We start from the raw sequence: 15,134 nt of genomic DNA, 5'->3' as shown, positions 1-15,134 counted from the left end.
AAAAGAAGTTGCAGTCTGTAGCCGAGCGCCTTTGAGTCCCAGGCCTACCCGGGTATAGGCCATCTCCACCAACTACTTAAGAGGAAATGCTGATGTCAGGTGGTAAGTTAAAATGGGTTCTAGAGCAGGAGCAGTTATGGGTTTAGACGGGTCGGAGTGGGCTGGAATAGCCATCGTATTTATTTTGATTTGGGTGATTCCGGCTTATTTTGTTGCTCGAGTGGCTCAGGAGAGGCGAAGAAGTTTCGCGGGATTTCTAGTCGTATCACTTCTACTTGGCTGGCTAATCCCGCTATTCGTGATTCAAGTGATGCGACCAGTAAGTCCAGAACTAACTCGAAAATGCGTGTATTGCTCGGAATTGATTAAAGATGAGGCCACCTTCTGTGTGCACTGTGGCAAGGAACTTGATTTCGTTAGTTTGACCTGACGCAATATTCCAACTCGTGGGATTCTAGAAAAACAATTCGCCCAGGTGACTGAGCAATAACCTTGCGCACAGCCAAACACTGGCAGAGCAAGCCGATACTAATTTTTTGCTTTTCTGCAAGACCGTTCGCCAATCCTGGGTTTTTCCCGATTCCCGCTTTCAAGACACAACAAAGCGTCATCTAAGTCGTGGGGGCTTTGATGAACTAGAGATCTTCAGGTGGTGATACTGGGGATTCAAACCGGGGCAAGAATAACCGGGAATATTTGAACTTGGGGGCCGCCGAGTTGGAGTGTGCCGACAAGGACGGCATCGCTTGGTCTCTTGCCTCTTTGGGGCAGCACTTTTTTGATGAGTCTTGAATGTGGACTTCAGTCCTTGTTTGCACCAAATGATTAGAGCCAAGGGCCTTGGGCCAGGATCAAGTTTCAATTCTGGTAATTTCCCAATAAACACTCTCACCAAACTGTCAGGCTCTCCTAGATCGGAAACTAGGCTCGAAGTTTTTGACGCGTTTATACTTTTTAGAAGCCCGGGGATGTGGGCTAACTAAATCAGCTGGGAGAAATGATGAAGCCTGAGACAAAACTTGGAAGCAAGTTGCAAATACTTAACAGATTGGCTGGTGTTTTTCACCTAGTCCAGGCTGTTGCGCTATTTTTCATCTTGAACGATGAAACGAGGATCCCGGTTATCTCTCGGTTCTTCACCGATACCCCCGAGGGCATTCGCCCCGTGAGTGAGACACTCTTTGAATTCCCAATAGCGCTAATCGGCCCAATATTTCTATTGCTATCGGCAATCGCCCACCTATTGATTTCATCGCCTTTTTACATCCGCCGCTACGAGCAAAATATTGCTAAGGGCATCAACCCACCGCGCTGGTGGGAGTACTCGATATCATCTTCCTTGATGCTGGTCGTGCTGTTGATGCTTGGTGGCCTAATTGAGATTTCCGCAGTGGTATTTGTATTTACCTTGAACTTCTTGATGAACATGTTTGGTCTCGTCATGGAGCGCCACAACCAGTTGACCGAGAAGACCAGCTGGTTGCCCTTTAACCTAGGCGTTGTTGCGGGAATCGTGCCTTGGATTATGGGTGGAATCTATTTCTGGGTCTCGACCAACAACATATCGGATTCGATACCGACCTACGCTCAATTTGGCTTTTTGCTGACCTTCTTATTCTTCAACACCTTCGCCATCAACATGTGGCTGCAATACAAGAAGGTTGGTAAGTGGAAGCTCTATGAGTTTGGTGAGAAGGGCTACATTATTTTGAGCTTGGTGTCCAAGTCGGTTCTAGCCTGGGTCATCGTCATTGGAACCCTGAACATCTAGAAACCTGATTACTCGGCTGGGTTATCCAATAAAAGTTTCATGGTGCACCCCCCGAGACTTGAACTCGGAACCCACTGATTAAGAGTCAGTTGCTCTGCCGATTGAGCTAGAGGTGCGACAGCCCCAAATTCTAGCACTTTAGTTTCGGCTCGTGGCAAGCTTTTCGAAGCCACGCTGATGGCGAACTCTCCAAAAAAATTCCCGAACTCTCACTATTCTTTTCACAGGCAGACAAAGGGGCTTTAGTGAATCAAGAAGTTGTGCGAGTTGCTACTGGAGATGCGGCCCCTGATTTTTCACTCGCAAATCAAAATGGCGAAATCAGATCGCTCTCTAGTTTCTCCGGCCAGGGGCTGGTTGCGTTCTTTTACCCCGCGGCCGGAAGCCCTGGTTGCTCCAAAGAGGCCGTCGACTTTCAAGATTCGTTGGGAAAATTTGAAGCCTTAGGGTTCACTATCGTTGGAATATCTCCGGATAGCGTGGCGAAGCTAAAGAGCTTTGAGGAATCTCACGATCTAGCCTTTGACCTCTTGAGCGACCCCGACATGGTTGTCCACCATTTATACGGAGCCTTCGGCGAAAAGAGCATATACGGCCGTGTCTATCGCGGTCCGCTTCGATCAACCATCATTTTGGATAAGGCTGGGAAAGTCTTGCAGTCCCTTTATAACGTGAAAGCTACTGGCCACGCCAACATGCTACTCAAGCGTCTCGGTGGGGCGCAGTAGCTCCCTCACCTCTTTGGAAAACACGCAGTAAAACGCAGTTGCCGCCGGGACCAATAATCCAAGACCCAGCCAAACAATTCCAAATTCGCCGCCAAAACTGGCAGTTGCAATCGCCGCTGTGATGAGCTGGAGAATCAATGCTGGCGAATATGCCCAGCGCTTATGCTGCCAGACCCCAATTGCAATGTTGCTCGCCCAAAGCGCCGCCGCCAAAACCATGCCGAGCAAAAACAATGCGCTGACAAAAGAAGCGGTATCTTCTAAAAAAAGTGCAACAAGAGACCAAACACCGAGCCCCCAAAGAATTAATGCCTCCAGGGCAATGATAATCACCGCGATTATGAGTTTTTTTGGCTGCTTTTGCATTTTGGGTCTTGATTTCTTTCCTCGGCTGTGAAAGCATTTTGGGGTTGCACATGCGACTCTACCTGCTAAAAAGTAGGAGCAATGTCGATCTTAGGAACCGAAACACTATGGATATGACGTGGCTAAATCAGGCCCGATGCCTCAATGAGGACCCGGAACTCTTCTTCCCAGTCGGGAACACGGGACCGGCCCTTGAGCAAATCGAGCAGGCAAAAACAATTTGCCGTCAATGTAATGTCTCCGCAAGCTGCCTCGAGTATGCGATCAAGGAGAATCAGGACACCGGAGTTTGGGGTGGCCTCTCTGAGGATGAGCGCCGCTCGCTGAAGCGTCGCTATGCCAGAGCTCGACGCGCTGGCTGATTCGCGTTAATTTCAAGCAGCGCCGCGGCTAAATAGGGAGCTTGATTGCGACCTTAGTCCCGCCGCGAATCGGTGAGGTCCAACTAATACTGCCGCGAAGCTCGGATTCAACGAGCGTACGAATAATCTGCGTCCCAAGCCCAGTACCCACTTTGCCCTCAGCTAGACCGACACCATCATCGGTAATTGCAATTGTGAGAAACTGTTTATCTCGGGCCGCTTCAACCTGAATGAGTCCGGAATTTCCTGCCAGCCCGTGCTCCACAGCATTTGCCACAACCTCGGTTAGAACTAGGGCCAGCGTGGTGGAACGTTGAGCTGAAAGCTCTCCAAAGCTTCCCACCAACTCTGTTTTCACGCTGTTGTGATATGCGGCCGTGATATCGGGAACTAGAGCCAAAATTCTTTTGAAGATTAGGTCGAACGAAACTTCTTGATCTATTCCTTCGGAGAGCACATCGTGCACGACTGCAATAGCACTGACTCGACGCATCGCCTGGGCCAATGATTCTTTGACCTCTTCAGATTTGGACTGCCGTGACTGAATTCTGAGCAAAGATGCCACGGTTTGCAGGTTGTTCTTCACTCGATGGTGAATCTCCCTAATCGTCATATCCTTGGTGATGAGCTCGCGCTCTCGAAATCTCAGTTCGGTGACATCGCGGCATAAAATTGTGGCGCCGACTCGTTTGCCGCGCTCGATTGTCGGGATGGACCGAACCGCCAAAGTCATATTCTTAAATTCAAGGTCGGTTCGCCAAGCGCCCTTGCCGGTTAATACCAGCGGCAGACCTTCATCCATTGGCCCAAAATCCAATTGCGCACCGGTCACTGCCTTAGAAAACTGTTTTCCCTCCAGCTCGACTTTCACTCCGGCTCGATAAAAAAGTGACAGGGCGTTGGGTGAGGCAAAAACAACATTGCCGGACTCATCCAATCGGAGTAGTCCGTCGTTCGGCCTAGGAGCGCCGCGCTTTGAGCCTGAACCAACCTCGGGGGTAGGAAATAGCCCCTGCGCTACCATCTCCAAGATCTCATTGCCAACGGCTTGGAAGTTGAGTTGCACCTTGCTGGGCATCCGGCCCTCGGTGAGGTTAAGGTGGCGGGAAATGACCGCTATCGGCAGATCCCCATCCTTTTTACCTCCCGCATAAACAGGAAAGGCCGAAACTCGGGTTTTCAGGCCGTCAATCTCGCTAATGCTGCTTGGATTAACCGACTCCCCGGTTTGATAAGAGAGTTCGATGATCTCCAGCCAGTCGCTTCTGGGATTTTGGTCTGTGAGATCGCGGTGGAAAACGGTTGGTGCAGCAGCGGGCCTGGCATGGTTTGTGGCAATAAATTTGCCCTGATCAAATTGCCATAAAACTAAATCAGCAAATGCCACATCCGCAATCAACTGCCAATCGGCCAACAGTGATCTGATCCACTGATTAGCTAGCCCCTGAGTGTCGCTCATGAATAGCGAGTTTAGCGCGAGCTTCTAAGCATCTAAGAGGTCGGTGGTAATCAGCCTGATTGCCTCACGCGCCTTGGAGTTCTTGGCACTCAGGCAAAGCGGTTTGCCCTCTAGCATGCAAAGATCAAAGCCGGCTTGGTCCTCTGGGACCAGGGCTCGCAGCGTCACTCTAGACACTCTGAAAATCGTGTCACGCAGCTGTCTTTCGGCATTTCGTCCGATGGTTGAGGCTCTAACTCGATTGGCGATAACCCAGGTCTCAAAATCAGTTTCCTTGGCCAAACTCAGATACCTATTAACCCCAACAGCATCGGCCGCAAAGCTCTGCAGCCTGTAATCGCAAAGCTGCAAAATCTCCCTGGTGGCTTGATTGCGCTCCATCCCAGTGTCGGCAGAAAAACTGCCAGTTTCGATATCATCATTGAGGTCAAAAACCACCCAGTCAAAGAGATTTCTCGCGATTGAGCTGAAATCGGAGATTGCCTTGCTATCAAGCTCTGGCCACCTGGAGAGTGAGTTGAGGCCCGTGAGGACTTGTAATTGTTTACCCTGAAACTTCACCATGCTGCAGAGTCGCTCTAACTCTGCGGCATCCAACCTGCCCTGTCTTGCAAGTCTCAGGACCGCGGTTAGCGCGGCCCCCGGTTCGGTCAAACCCAAACAAGACGCGATGCTGGGCCTGCGACTATCCAAATCCACCAGTAAAACCGATTCTCCCGCTAGTGCGAGCTCAAAGGCGACATTGATAGCGATTGAGGTTTTACCGCTTCCTGCGGTGCCCCAGGAGCTCACCAGCTTGCCACTAAGGGTGCTTGGGGCAAGCTTGATCTCCGGCACCGCCAGCATTCCCTCGGAAAGGATCGTCATCACTGCTCCAAAACAAATAGGTCGGTGTCAGCTGCCACTGCCCCGAGCACCAGGGTTGCCTCCGCAAGGCTCAGAATCAGCTCAACTTCGGGGAAATCCGCCGCAAATAATCCCTCGCCAAAAGCCACCTCTGTCACCTCAGAACGCTCCACGATTCTTTGAGACTCGAACCCAGTTTCAGTTTCCACCACTTGCCAAATTGAGACCCAAGTGCCGGGCCGAACATTTGTTGAAGGTTTCAGGCCTGGGACAAATCTGATTGAAGTCATCCCCGGCGCGACAAACTCCCTGACGCTACGAGTCGGCAGCAGCTCCCCCGCAGGTATCAGCCTTGTCACACTTGCCTCAGCTATTAGCTCGCTCGGGCCTAAGTAGCTATTGGCGGATGAGCCAAGATCCAGGTTTATCAGCGTGAAATCCGAGATTGAAATTGCGGCCCCTGGCTTCAGGTCAACTGCTGCGACCAGATACTGCGGCAGGGGCCGATTCAGCGCTGATAGGGCCAGCGCAACCGCGACGATACACATACCAGCGCTCAGCCAGGCCCAGTTCGGAATCCTTCTTCGCAAAACCTTTGCCATTGCAACTCCTTTGTCAATCACAGACAGTGGCAGAAAGATTGCGAAAATGTATTTAGTTATCCACAGGCGAAAATTTGACCAATTCGATACTTTGCGCTGCCAGCCAAGCAATGCCCTGCTTGGTTGCCACTCGAAGCCAATCATCAGAGACATTCAGTAGCCAGCAGTTTTCCTGATCTGATTCTGGGTACTCAATTAAAACCGGTTGCTTTTGAACTGCGAGTAATTCCAGCAAAGTAATTTCGGTTCTTATCGGCAGATTGGTGCTCAGGATCCTGAGAATCTTCGAGGTGGGCACGGCAATCAAGCCAAGGCTGCTCAAGCCACAAATAAAGTCTTTCCCGAGATAAGCCTTGTCAATGGCAACTTCCATTTTTCCGGTCACCACCCTCGAGCCTTGGGGTGGCTTGGGTTGATTCAGCTCAGAGAATTCGTATTCGAGTTCGGTTAGAAAATCCATGCTGGCAAGTATGGGGCCAAAGCTGTCCCCAGAAAGTTATCCACAACTAGGAAAATAAGACTTCCAATATTCCCAAATCTTGTCCAAACTCAAGGGAAGTTTAACTTCCGACGCAAAGCGAGGGTAGAAAATGCTAAAACAGGGAACAGTTGAAGTAAAGAATCCGGATCCAGCTGCATTTTTTGCGCAAATCGGAGCCGCTTACGTCGAGGTGTTAGCAGGAGTCAGAAGGCCCGAGCAACTGGCTCGCTGGCTATCGGATCGAACCTATTACGATATTTGCCAGCGAGTAAAACGGCAATCTCTGCAACGCCAACTCACCGGAACTAAGTTGCGACCAGACATTTTTGTAAAAAAATCACAGACTTTTCTCACCGATGTAGGTGCCTACCAAGCCGTGGTGGTTCTCAAAATTTCAGGCTCCACCCGGGCAGTTTCAATTCGAGCCGAACTCATCCATGGCAAGTATCGAATCACGGATATTTGCCTGATTTAGCCTCTAAAGAAGGCACTCCCGGGACCGGCCTGTGGAGGCTTTTTCACCACTGGGGGCGTCGGACGAGAAAGCTGAGTCCGCTCAGCATGAGTATCGACCCCGCCCTGCTCGGTTGGTGCCGAATAGGTTAGTGATTGCACTGGTGGCGCCTGGACCTCAGGAAGATTCTGCTTAATCTCAACATTGAACAAGAACTGAACCGCTTCATAGCGAATCCCAGTCATCATGTCGGTGAACATGCCGTAGCCCTCACGCTGATATTCCACCAATGGATCGCGCTGAGCCATTGCCCGAAGACCAATGCCCTCTTTCAAGTAGTCCATTTCGTATAGGTGGTCGCGCCACTTTCTGTCGACCACCGAAAGCATTACCCTGCGCTCCAGCTCGCGCATGACTTCTGGACCGATTTCGTCGGTGCGCTTTTGATAGGCAATTTTTGCGTCGCTAAGAATTTCTTCGGTGAGCCAGACTTTGGTTAGTTTGGCCCTTGAGCCAGCACTCTCCATGACCTCTTCGATCTCGATACCAACCGGATAAACCGCCTGTAATTCTTTCCAGAGACCCTCTAGATCCAAATCCTGACCTGATCCCTCGGGCATGTTGCTTCGGATGATGTCCTTAATTGCTATCTCCAGAAAATCCTGCAGAGTCTGCGAGATGTCTTCGCCCTGCAAAATCTGACGGCGATCAGTGTAGATGGCCTCGCGCTGGCGGTTCATAACATCGTCATACTTCAGAATGTTCTTGCGAATTTCAGCGTTTCTAGCCTCGACCTGGGACTGAGCCGATGCGATGGCGCGCGAGACAACCTTGGACTCGATAGCCGATTCATCCGGCACCGAAGAGCGGTTCATCAAAGCGGATGCGGCTCCCGAATTGAAAAGTCGCATGAGGTCGTCAGTTAGCGATAAGTAGAAACGAGATTCGCCCGGATCACCCTGGCGACCGGAGCGCCCGCGAAGCTGGTTGTCGATTCTGCGGGACTCGTGACGTTCGGTTCCTAAGACATAAAGCCCGCCCACTTCAAGTACTCGATCCGCTTCGACCTGAGCGTCTTGGCGCATCCTTAAAAAGACCTCATCCCAGCGGGCCTCATAAGCCTCGGGTTCGCCAACTGGGTCAAGACCAAGAGCCTGCATTTGAGTAACCGCCAAGAACTCGGCGTTACCACCGAGCATGATGTCAGTTCCGCGACCAGCCATGTTGGTGGCAACCGTTACCGCGCCGAAGCGACCTGCTTGGGCGACAATCACAGCTTCACGAGCATTGTTTTTAGCGTTTAGCACCTCGTGCTTCACCCCGCGCTTCGCCAAAAGCTTGGAGAGGTATTCGCTTTTTTCTACCGAAGTGGTTCCAACCAAGATTGGTTGGCCAGTTTGATGCCTTTCAAAGATGTCTTCCACGACCATGCGGAATTTCACCTCTTCGTTTTTGAATATCAAATCTTGCTGATCCTTGCGAATCATTGGCTTATTGGTCGGGATTGCAACCACGCCGAGCTTGTATGTGCCATTGAATTCCGCGGCCTCGGTCTCAGCGGTTCCAGTCATACCGGCGAGTTTTTTATAGAGTCTGAAATAGTTCTGCAGGGTCACTGTGGCAAGGGTTTGGTTCTCCGCCTTGATGGCTACGCCCTCTTTGGCTTCGATGGCTTGGTGCATGCCTTCGTTGTAGCGGCGGCCTCCCAGGATGCGTCCGGTGTGTTCATCAACAATTTGAACTTCGCCATCGACCACGACATAGTCTCGGTCGTTGCGGAATAACTCTTTAGCCCTGATGGAGTTATTCAGAAATGAAATCAGTGGCGTGTTTGCGGTTTCATAAAGATTCTCAATACCGAGGTGATCCTCCACCTTATCGATACCATCTTCCAGGATTCCGATGGTGCGCTTTTTCTCATCCACCTCGTAGTCAATATCAATTTTGAGGGTCTGAGCTAGCTTCGCGAAAACACCAAACCAACGATTCACATCAGCTTGGGCGGGTCCCGAAATAATCAATGGGGTTCTAGCCTCATCGATCAAGATCGAGTCGACCTCGTCAACGATGGCAAAAAAGTGATCCCGCTGAACCAGGTCCGGCTTAGAAAGCGCCATGTTGTCTCTGAGGTAGTCAAAACCAAATTCGTTATTGGTACCGTAAGTAATGTCGCAGGCGTACTGTGCCCGGCGCTGATTCGGATCCTGGCCCGAAATAATGCAGCCGGTGGTCATCCCCAAAGCGCGGAAGATGCGGCCCATGAGCTCTGATTGGTAACCGGCCAAAAAGTCGTTCACCGTAATCACGTGGACGCCGCGGCCTGGGATGGCGTTCAAATATGCGGCGAGAGTTGCGACCAAAGTCTTACCCTCACCGGTTTTCATCTCTGCGATGTTCCCCAAGTGAAGCGTCGCTCCACCCATTATCTGAACATCGAAGTGCCTAAGTCCCAAGGTTCGAACAGATGCCTCGCGCACTGCACTGAAGGCCTCGGGGAGCAGATCGTCCAAGGTCTCACCCAGGGCATACCGCTCTCGAAAGGAGCTGGTTTCTTGGCGTAACTCATCGTCAGTCAGGGTTTGGAAATCCGCTTCTAGATTATTTACCTGTTTGGAAATAACTTCGAGCTTTTTTATAAGCTTGCCCTCGCCAGCGCGCAGCATTTTGTCGATTATTGACGCCAAGATTTTCTCCTTGAGTTTCGAAATGAAGTCTAGCCCTCGCTAGAAAAACTAGCTCAGACTAATTACTCCGTAACTCCAGCCTTGCCGACGATAAACAACCGCGGCTTGGTCAATATTAGAGTCGTGGAATAAGTAAAAATCATGACCTACCAATTCCATGCGGTCAATCGCCTCCTCGCGAGTCATTGACACCTTCTCAAACTCCTTGGTTCGAATCACCACTGGGGAGACTCCGTAATCAGGCGCTTCGGGCTCCTTGACTATTTCCACCTCGCCAGTTATCAGTCTTAGTTCGGCTGGCTTTAGGTCTATTGCAGCGAAGTCGGTTGCGGCCAGTTCACTGGTGCTGATGTTTTTGTGACTACCTCCGATATGGACTTTTTGCTTATCGGAATATCTGCGCAGCCGCTCTATGAGCTTGCCAAGGGCAATGTCGAAGGCGGCAAATTTATCAGAAGCATTGGCCTCTGCTCGAACCACGTGGCCGGGCTTGTAGACGGTCAGCTCGACCTGGTCTTCCACTCCCGATGAGCGACGATGTTCATGCCTGGTGACTTTGATGTTGAGCTCTTCGGACTCGGAAGCGAAGCGCTCTATTTTTTGAGATTTTTCGGCGACATACTCCCGAAATCGGTCCGATACCGTGAGGTTTTTGGCTGAGATTGTAAGTTCCATTGTGACCTCCTAATAGACACCTGTGTCTTGTCCCTAACCTACGCTCATATTCTTGGTTGCGAGTCGATAACCAGAGTTCTTTGAGCTAGAACACAGATTCCTGTAACCCTCGCCCCTGAGGCATGTACTGCACGGGTCATCTCTTGAAGGGTCGCGCCGGTAGTGAGCACATCGTCGATGAGCAAAACCCTTAGATTCGGTTTTTCCTGACACCTGAATGCTCCCGAGAGATTGATGGCCCGCTGCGCCTGATTGAGACTCGCTTGATCTTTGGTTTGCCGAATCAACTCCAATGTTTTGACCGGAAGCTCTCGCGCCTTTTTGCTCGAGAGGCTGAGTGTTTTTTTAACCAATAATTCGACGGGGTTGTAGCCACGTTTTCGGAAATTAGCCCTAGATGATGGCGGCACCAAAATAAGTTCGGGTTTATATTCTGAAACTGCTCTTTCTAAATCCAAGAGCCAAGCGTTGGCAAGCGTTGTTGAGAGCTGAAGTAATGCACGGTCCTTGAATCCGCTCAGCACCTTACCGAACTCGGTTTGGTATTGAAAACTGCTAATTCCACTTGCCGCCGCTAGCTCGAAAGTACTCGGGCTGTTTAGCGGAAAACAGCCTTGGCAAATTAGCTTGGGCAGCTTCGAACAAATCACGCATCGAGCTGGGAAAATAAAGTCCAAAATCTGATCTTTCATGCCAGAAGTTTGTTCTCTGGGTGCCAGTCAAAACAATCAAAATCCAAAATGTGGGCACAACCGAGTTGTGCCTTGGATTGTTAGCGAAGAATTGAGATGTCTATTACAGCCGTTTCGCTCTGCCGCCAAGTGCCTGAAGAAAGCACCCAAACCTCACCGGCATCAGATAGCAGGTAGGTGGATGTCGAAGATGGCCCGGGGACAATTTTCACCCCCACCACCGGAGGCATGCTCAATTGTGTTCGAGGACCCTTTAGTGGATAGTCGCTGAGCGCAGTGAGGCCCGAAGTGGTGCGCTCCAAGATTCTCAAGGTCGAACCATTTTGCCAATTTAGACTAAATGCTTGTCCGAGAACTGGCTTGAGCGAATCGGCCTGAACCAACTCAAGTGGGTAGCCAGATTGAGCCCTGAAAACCGAAAAAATCAGAACCTCAGGGCCACTGGCACCCTGTGAGATAAGAGCGAGCCTCGATCCCTCCGGGCTTAGTGAAGCGGATACTCGCTCGTTACCAACTGGCTGCGATATTGTGCGCTGATTACCAAGTGGGTCAATCACGAGGATTGGGTCAGTTGCGAGCCTTGGGAAGAGCCAGAGAAAACCATTGACATCAAATTCGAGATGCTGGATGTTTGTGGCATCGGAAACCAAGGTGTTCTGAAATGAGATACTCGAACTAACGGCTAAATAGACCCCGGAAGCCGTAGCGTAGGCCAGTCGATTGGCATCAGAATCAATCGCAAAGAGCTCAGGTGAAAGCTGAGTTACGGCATTTTTAGTGCTACTAAGGGTCGCGCCCTGGCCGCCATTCACTCTTGCAACACCCCGCAGGCTCAAAGCATAAGGGGCTCCGGTCGAGGACTCAATCAATATCGGTGGGGCGCTAATGTCCTGCGGTGAAGAGTTCACCGAGATTGCGATGTCGGATACCCCTGCAAGTTGCAGCAGGGTTGCTCGCAACTGCGCTGCCATCAGCCTTCGATTGCTAGCGCTAGCCTCTAGCGCTGTGGCATCTAAATCGACCTGCGCGACCCCCTCCAGAACGCGCACCGCATCAATGGTGAGCTTGGTCCCCACTGGGATTGCGGAGATTACACCGGCCGCCAAACCCTCAGCGGGGCCATCCAAAAGCGCGTTCACCAATCTGGTGCCGGTGGAAGCCCTGGTTGGGAACCAGCGAAGATCCGGCACCAAGCGCTCCGAGGTGTTGTCCAAAAAATAGACCGGGAAGGCATTAAAAACTACGGCAAAAACTGGTGAGGTAACCACCGTTAGATTGGGGGCCGAGGAAATTCGCCACTCTCCAGCTTCTTTAGAAAGCTGAAAACGCAAAGAACTAGTTTTTGGCTCCTCCGAATCTAGGTACCGCCCCTGCTCATCAATCCGGGCGCCAACATTGATTTGTACAATCTGGAGCGAATCGCCCGAAGAGCGAAATTCAGGAGCGCCGGTTCGTACCAGAACTCCAACATCTGGCTGCCAGCGCTGAGCGAAATCCTCGGATAGAAACTCACGAGCCACCCCGTAGTCATTTTGCGGTCCAGTGCCAGCGGCCAGAAAGCCCGACACAATCTCCTCGGGTCCAGACCCCATAATCGGACCGGACGGAGTGTAATACGTGAGCTCCGGAGAGTCATCCGGAATAAGTTCCGGACCCTGCCGAATATCGATCCTGGTGGGCAAAGAGGCGCACCCGGCAAGGGTAAATAGCATTAGCAGAGCGATTAGCTTGCGAATCATATCTCCACCGACCTCGGGGGCAAAGCCAATGGCGAATTAGCGATAATGGAATCCGCGCGGCGTGGCAATGTCAGCCTGAAACTTGTTCCTCGCTTGGGCTTTGACCAGACCTGCAGCCAACCACGATGCAGAATCGCGTCTTCTTTTGATATTGCTAGACCAAGACCTGTGCCACCTACTGAGCGCTGTCTTGCGGGATCCGCCCTCCAGAAGCGATCAAACACGCGCTCAAGCTGCTGCCTGGTCATGCCCACCCCGGAATCGGATACGCAGACAGCTACGGCCTGGGAGTTTTGCCCGACCTCGACCACAATCGCCCTTCCTTCACCGTGCTCAACGGCATTAGACAACAGGTTAAGCAAGAGTCTCTCAATGCGCCTGGCGTCGAACTCGGCATCCACCGCTTTAGGTGGAAGTATTACCCGGATTTCGGTTTGCATGGAAATGGCTAGTGGTTCAATAGAGGCGATAGCGGCACCCACCACGGCATTTAGATCTTGATACTCAAACTCTGGCGTTACCGCACCGGCGTCATAGCGAGATATCTCTAGAAGGTCTGCCAGCAGTCTTTCAAAGCGCAGTATTTGATTTTGCATGAGCTCTGCTGAGCGAGAGAGAGCGGGTTCCAGCTTCTCGCGATTGCCGAAGATTACCTCCCCGGCTAACTTAATGGTGGTCATCGGGGTGCGCAGCTCGTGCGAGACATCCGAAACAAAACGGCGCTGCATCCTTGAGAGTGAGTCGAGCTGCTCAATTTGGCCCTGAAGGTTGCTCGCCATTTTATTAAAGGATTTGGCCAAGAGCGCGATTACATCGTCACCGCGTTCCGGCAGTCTCTCGTCCAGCTTCCCGTCGGATATCGCCTCGGCTGCCAAGGCCGCTTTCTCCACCGGCTTCACAATTTGCCGGGTTACAAAATAGCTGAGTAGCGCAATGATTATCAGCAACACGATGCCACCAACGGCCAGTGCGTTTTGCACCAGTTGCAAAGACTGCTGCTCGGCTGCCAAATCGAAAACCAAATACAGCTCAAAGTCCCCGGCTAATGGAAAAGCGATTGGAGCCCCAACCGTTATTCCCGGAACCAGGGAACCACCTCTCACCAGGGAGATTGAGGTGTAGGTGAGAATTCCCGGCGACTCACGCACCGATTGCCGCAGCTCCCCGGGAATGCTCGTGAGGTCCAAATCTCTGGAAATTGGCGATTGAAATAGCTGCAGCTGCGGCTGCCCTGGACTGCGCAAAAGCGCCACCTGACGGGTTCCAGAACCACCGGAAATTTCAAGTGAAGGCACCACCGAGTTAATAAGAGTTTGCAGCGCCGTCTCATCGGTCAGAGAAGCGGCGGCGACGGTGCCCTGAACCAAGCCGACGGCTCGTTCAGTTTCGTTTAGTACCTGGGTCAGCCGGGATTGATAAAAACTATTAGCTAGCGAATACGAAAGAAAACCTCCCAGAGCAACTAGAGCAAAGCCGCTGAGCACCAAAGTGGCGAAAACTGTTCGTGCCGTAAGCGAACGGCGCAGAAGCGCAATCACGAAGCTTCGGTACCGGCTCGATATCCATGCCCGCGAACGGTCATCACGATCTTCGGGTTCTCGGCATCTACCTCAATTTTTGAGCGAAGACGCTGAACGTGAACATTCACCAATCGAGTGTCAGCCTTGTACTGGTAACCCCAGACCTGCTCGAGGAGCATCTCCCGGCTAAAGACCTGCTGCGGCTTAGCCGCAAGGGTGTGCAAAAGTTTGAATTCCAGAGGAGTCAGGGACAGCGATGTGTCACCGCGCTTGACCTCGAAGGTCTGCGGGTCCAGCACCAAAGAGCCGATCTGAACCGTTGCAGCGTCATCGGCAAGTGGCCTGAGTCTTGCTTTCACCCTTGCCAACAGCTCCGCACCGTTATGTGGCTTAACCACGTAGTCATCGGCTCCGGCCTCAAGACCAAGAACAACATCCTCGGTATCTCCACGAGCGGTCAACATGATGATTGGGACACCGGACTTGCTTCTAATCTGCCTACAGACCTCAATGCCCGATTGCCCAGGCAGCATGATATCTAAAAGCACTAGATCCGGGTTCTGGGAGCTAAAAACATCTACCGCGCTGATGCCATCGGCGGCAAAGACTGGGTTGTAGCCAGCGCCCGATAACACCAAGCCAACCATTTCGCGTAACGCGTCATCATCGTCTACGACAAGAATCTTTTGAGACATTGCGCCCTCCGCAATTTAGTTTCAGCAACAATCCAACCCTCGTGGATTATTTTCCGTTAC

General features: G+C 51.6%; 16 protein-coding genes and 1 tRNA gene. 5 read left to right on the top strand and 12 right to left on the bottom strand.

What is annotated here, in order from left to right:
- The first annotated feature begins 136 nt into the window (after nt 1-136).
- Together BLP47_RS03405 and heR are read left to right on the top strand one after the other, a co-directional pair.
- Nucleotides 137-430 (top strand): zinc ribbon domain-containing protein, encoded by a 294-nt coding sequence (locus BLP47_RS03405; protein WP_091850383.1) that lies wholly within the window; start codon nt 137-139, stop codon nt 428-430.
- Between the two features lie 567 nt (nt 431-997).
- Entirely contained in the window at nt 998-1,771 is a 774-nt protein-coding gene (gene heR / locus BLP47_RS03400) for a heliorhodopsin HeR (RefSeq protein WP_091850381.1), read from the top strand.
- A gap of 40 nt (nt 1,772-1,811) precedes the next feature.
- Here the strand turns inward: heR and BLP47_RS03395 are convergent.
- Nucleotides 1,812-1,887 (bottom strand) — tRNA-Lys (locus tag BLP47_RS03395).
- A 129-nt stretch (nt 1,888-2,016) separates the two neighbouring features.
- On the opposite strand from BLP47_RS03395, the gene BLP47_RS03390 reads away from it, so the two are divergent.
- Nucleotides 2,017-2,499, top strand: coding sequence for a peroxiredoxin (locus BLP47_RS03390; protein WP_091850379.1), 483 nt, complete (start codon nt 2,017-2,019; stop codon nt 2,497-2,499).
- On the opposite strand, the gene BLP47_RS03385 is transcribed toward BLP47_RS03390, so the two are convergent.
- On the bottom strand, nt 2,470-2,865 hold the full coding sequence (locus BLP47_RS03385; RefSeq protein WP_091850378.1) for a hypothetical protein: 396 nt from the start codon (nt 2,863-2,865) through the stop codon (nt 2,470-2,472). The two genes, BLP47_RS03390 and BLP47_RS03385, sit on opposite strands and share 30 nt — an antisense overlap.
- A gap of 113 nt (nt 2,866-2,978) precedes the next feature.
- Here BLP47_RS03385 and BLP47_RS03380 point away from each other — a divergent pair, with 113 nt between their 5' ends.
- Nucleotides 2,979-3,227 (top strand): WhiB family transcriptional regulator, encoded by a 249-nt coding sequence (locus BLP47_RS03380; protein WP_091852876.1) that lies wholly within the window; start codon nt 2,979-2,981, stop codon nt 3,225-3,227.
- Nucleotides 3,228-3,255: 28 nt separating this feature from the next.
- Here BLP47_RS03380 and BLP47_RS03375 read toward each other — a convergent pair whose 3' ends face one another.
- The 4 genes from BLP47_RS03375 to BLP47_RS03360 are packed head-to-tail and all read right to left on the bottom strand — an operon-like array spanning nt 3,256 to nt 6,594.
- Nucleotides 3,256-4,686 (bottom strand): sensor histidine kinase, encoded by a 1,431-nt coding sequence (locus tag BLP47_RS03375; RefSeq protein WP_091850376.1) that lies wholly within the window; start codon nt 4,684-4,686, stop codon nt 3,256-3,258.
- Nucleotides 4,687-4,710: 24 nt separating this feature from the next.
- Entirely contained in the window at nt 4,711-5,553 is an 843-nt protein-coding gene (locus BLP47_RS03370; protein WP_091850374.1) for a hypothetical protein, read from the bottom strand.
- Nucleotides 5,553-6,134 carry a hypothetical protein gene (locus BLP47_RS03365; protein WP_157671445.1) on the bottom strand — a complete coding sequence of 194 codons (582 nt, stop codon included), beginning with the start codon at nt 6,132-6,134 and terminating at the stop codon, nt 5,553-5,555. Before BLP47_RS03365 ends, BLP47_RS03370 begins: the two co-directional genes overlap by 1 nt.
- A 52-nt stretch (nt 6,135-6,186) precedes the next feature.
- A complete protein-coding gene (locus BLP47_RS03360; RefSeq protein WP_091850370.1) occupies nt 6,187-6,594 on the bottom strand; it encodes a hypothetical protein in 408 nt (135 codons plus the stop codon).
- Nucleotides 6,595-6,724: 130 nt separating this feature from the next.
- Here BLP47_RS03360 and BLP47_RS03355 point away from each other — a divergent pair, with 130 nt between their 5' ends.
- Entirely contained in the window at nt 6,725-7,090 is a 366-nt protein-coding gene (locus tag BLP47_RS03355; RefSeq protein ID WP_091850368.1) for an Rv3235 family protein, read from the top strand.
- Here BLP47_RS03355 and secA read toward each other — a convergent pair.
- The 6 genes from secA to mtrA form a co-directional block, all read right to left on the bottom strand.
- Nucleotides 7,087-9,753 carry a preprotein translocase subunit SecA gene (gene secA, locus BLP47_RS03350; RefSeq protein ID WP_091850366.1) on the bottom strand — a complete coding sequence of 889 codons (2,667 nt, stop codon included), beginning with the start codon at nt 9,751-9,753 and terminating at the stop codon, nt 7,087-7,089. The genes BLP47_RS03355 and secA overlap by 4 nt on opposite strands.
- Nucleotides 9,754-9,801: 48 nt before the next feature.
- Complete coding sequence (hpf, locus tag BLP47_RS03345; RefSeq protein ID WP_091850364.1) at nt 9,802-10,428, bottom strand: ribosome hibernation-promoting factor, HPF/YfiA family; 627 nt, start codon at nt 10,426-10,428, stop codon at nt 9,802-9,804.
- Nucleotides 10,429-10,472: 44 nt separating this feature from the next.
- Nucleotides 10,473-11,120, bottom strand: a complete 648-nt coding sequence (locus BLP47_RS03340; RefSeq protein ID WP_091850362.1) for a ComF family protein — start codon at nt 11,118-11,120, stop codon at nt 10,473-10,475.
- A gap of 80 nt (nt 11,121-11,200) precedes the next feature.
- Nucleotides 11,201-12,859, bottom strand: a complete 1,659-nt coding sequence (locus BLP47_RS03335; protein WP_091850360.1) for a GerMN domain-containing protein — start codon at nt 12,857-12,859, stop codon at nt 11,201-11,203.
- Nucleotides 12,856-14,397 (bottom strand): MtrAB system histidine kinase MtrB, encoded by a 1,542-nt coding sequence (mtrB, locus tag BLP47_RS03330; protein ID WP_091850358.1) that lies wholly within the window; start codon nt 14,395-14,397, stop codon nt 12,856-12,858. The genes BLP47_RS03335 and mtrB overlap by 4 nt, the downstream gene beginning before the upstream one ends.
- Nucleotides 14,394-15,074, bottom strand: a complete 681-nt coding sequence (mtrA, locus tag BLP47_RS03325) for an MtrAB system response regulator MtrA (RefSeq protein WP_091850356.1) — start codon at nt 15,072-15,074, stop codon at nt 14,394-14,396. The genes mtrB and mtrA overlap by 4 nt, the downstream gene beginning before the upstream one ends.
- Nucleotides 15,075-15,134 lie beyond the last annotated feature (60 nt).

The organism is Candidatus Aquiluna sp. UB-MaderosW2red (assembly GCF_900100865.1).
Lineage (GTDB): Bacteria > Actinomycetota > Actinomycetes > Actinomycetales > Microbacteriaceae > Aquiluna.
This window is presented reverse-complemented; position numbering and strand designations above follow the sequence as displayed.

What these genes read in the sequence shown, in the direction of transcription:
- BLP47_RS03365 (WP_157671445.1), bottom strand. Translation starts at nt 6,134, where the DNA reads ATGGCAAAGGTTTTGCGAAGAAGGATTCCGAACTGGGCCTGGCTGAGC.
- BLP47_RS03335 (WP_091850360.1), bottom strand. Translation starts at nt 12,859, where the DNA reads ATGATTCGCAAGCTAATCGCTCTGCTAATGCTATTTACCCTTGCCGGG.
- hpf (WP_091850364.1), bottom strand. Translation starts at nt 10,428, where the DNA reads ATGGAACTTACAATCTCAGCCAAAAACCTCACGGTATCGGACCGATTT.
- BLP47_RS03405 (WP_091850383.1), top strand. Translation starts at nt 137, where the DNA reads ATGGGTTTAGACGGGTCGGAGTGGGCTGGAATAGCCATCGTATTTATT.
- BLP47_RS03360 (WP_091850370.1), bottom strand. Translation starts at nt 6,594, where the DNA reads ATGGATTTTCTAACCGAACTCGAATACGAATTCTCTGAGCTGAATCAA.
- mtrA (WP_091850356.1), bottom strand. Translation starts at nt 15,074, where the DNA reads ATGTCTCAAAAGATTCTTGTCGTAGACGATGATGACGCGTTACGCGAA.
- BLP47_RS03370 (WP_091850374.1), bottom strand. Translation starts at nt 5,553, where the DNA reads ATGACGATCCTTTCCGAGGGAATGCTGGCGGTGCCGGAGATCAAGCTT.
- heR (WP_091850381.1), top strand. Translation starts at nt 998, where the DNA reads ATGATGAAGCCTGAGACAAAACTTGGAAGCAAGTTGCAAATACTTAAC.
- BLP47_RS03355 (WP_091850368.1), top strand. Translation starts at nt 6,725, where the DNA reads ATGCTAAAACAGGGAACAGTTGAAGTAAAGAATCCGGATCCAGCTGCA.
- BLP47_RS03380 (WP_091852876.1), top strand. Translation starts at nt 2,979, where the DNA reads ATGACGTGGCTAAATCAGGCCCGATGCCTCAATGAGGACCCGGAACTC.
- BLP47_RS03385 (WP_091850378.1), bottom strand. Translation starts at nt 2,865, where the DNA reads ATGCAAAAGCAGCCAAAAAAACTCATAATCGCGGTGATTATCATTGCC.
- BLP47_RS03375 (WP_091850376.1), bottom strand. Translation starts at nt 4,686, where the DNA reads ATGAGCGACACTCAGGGGCTAGCTAATCAGTGGATCAGATCACTGTTG.
- BLP47_RS03340 (WP_091850362.1), bottom strand. Translation starts at nt 11,120, where the DNA reads ATGAAAGATCAGATTTTGGACTTTATTTTCCCAGCTCGATGCGTGATT.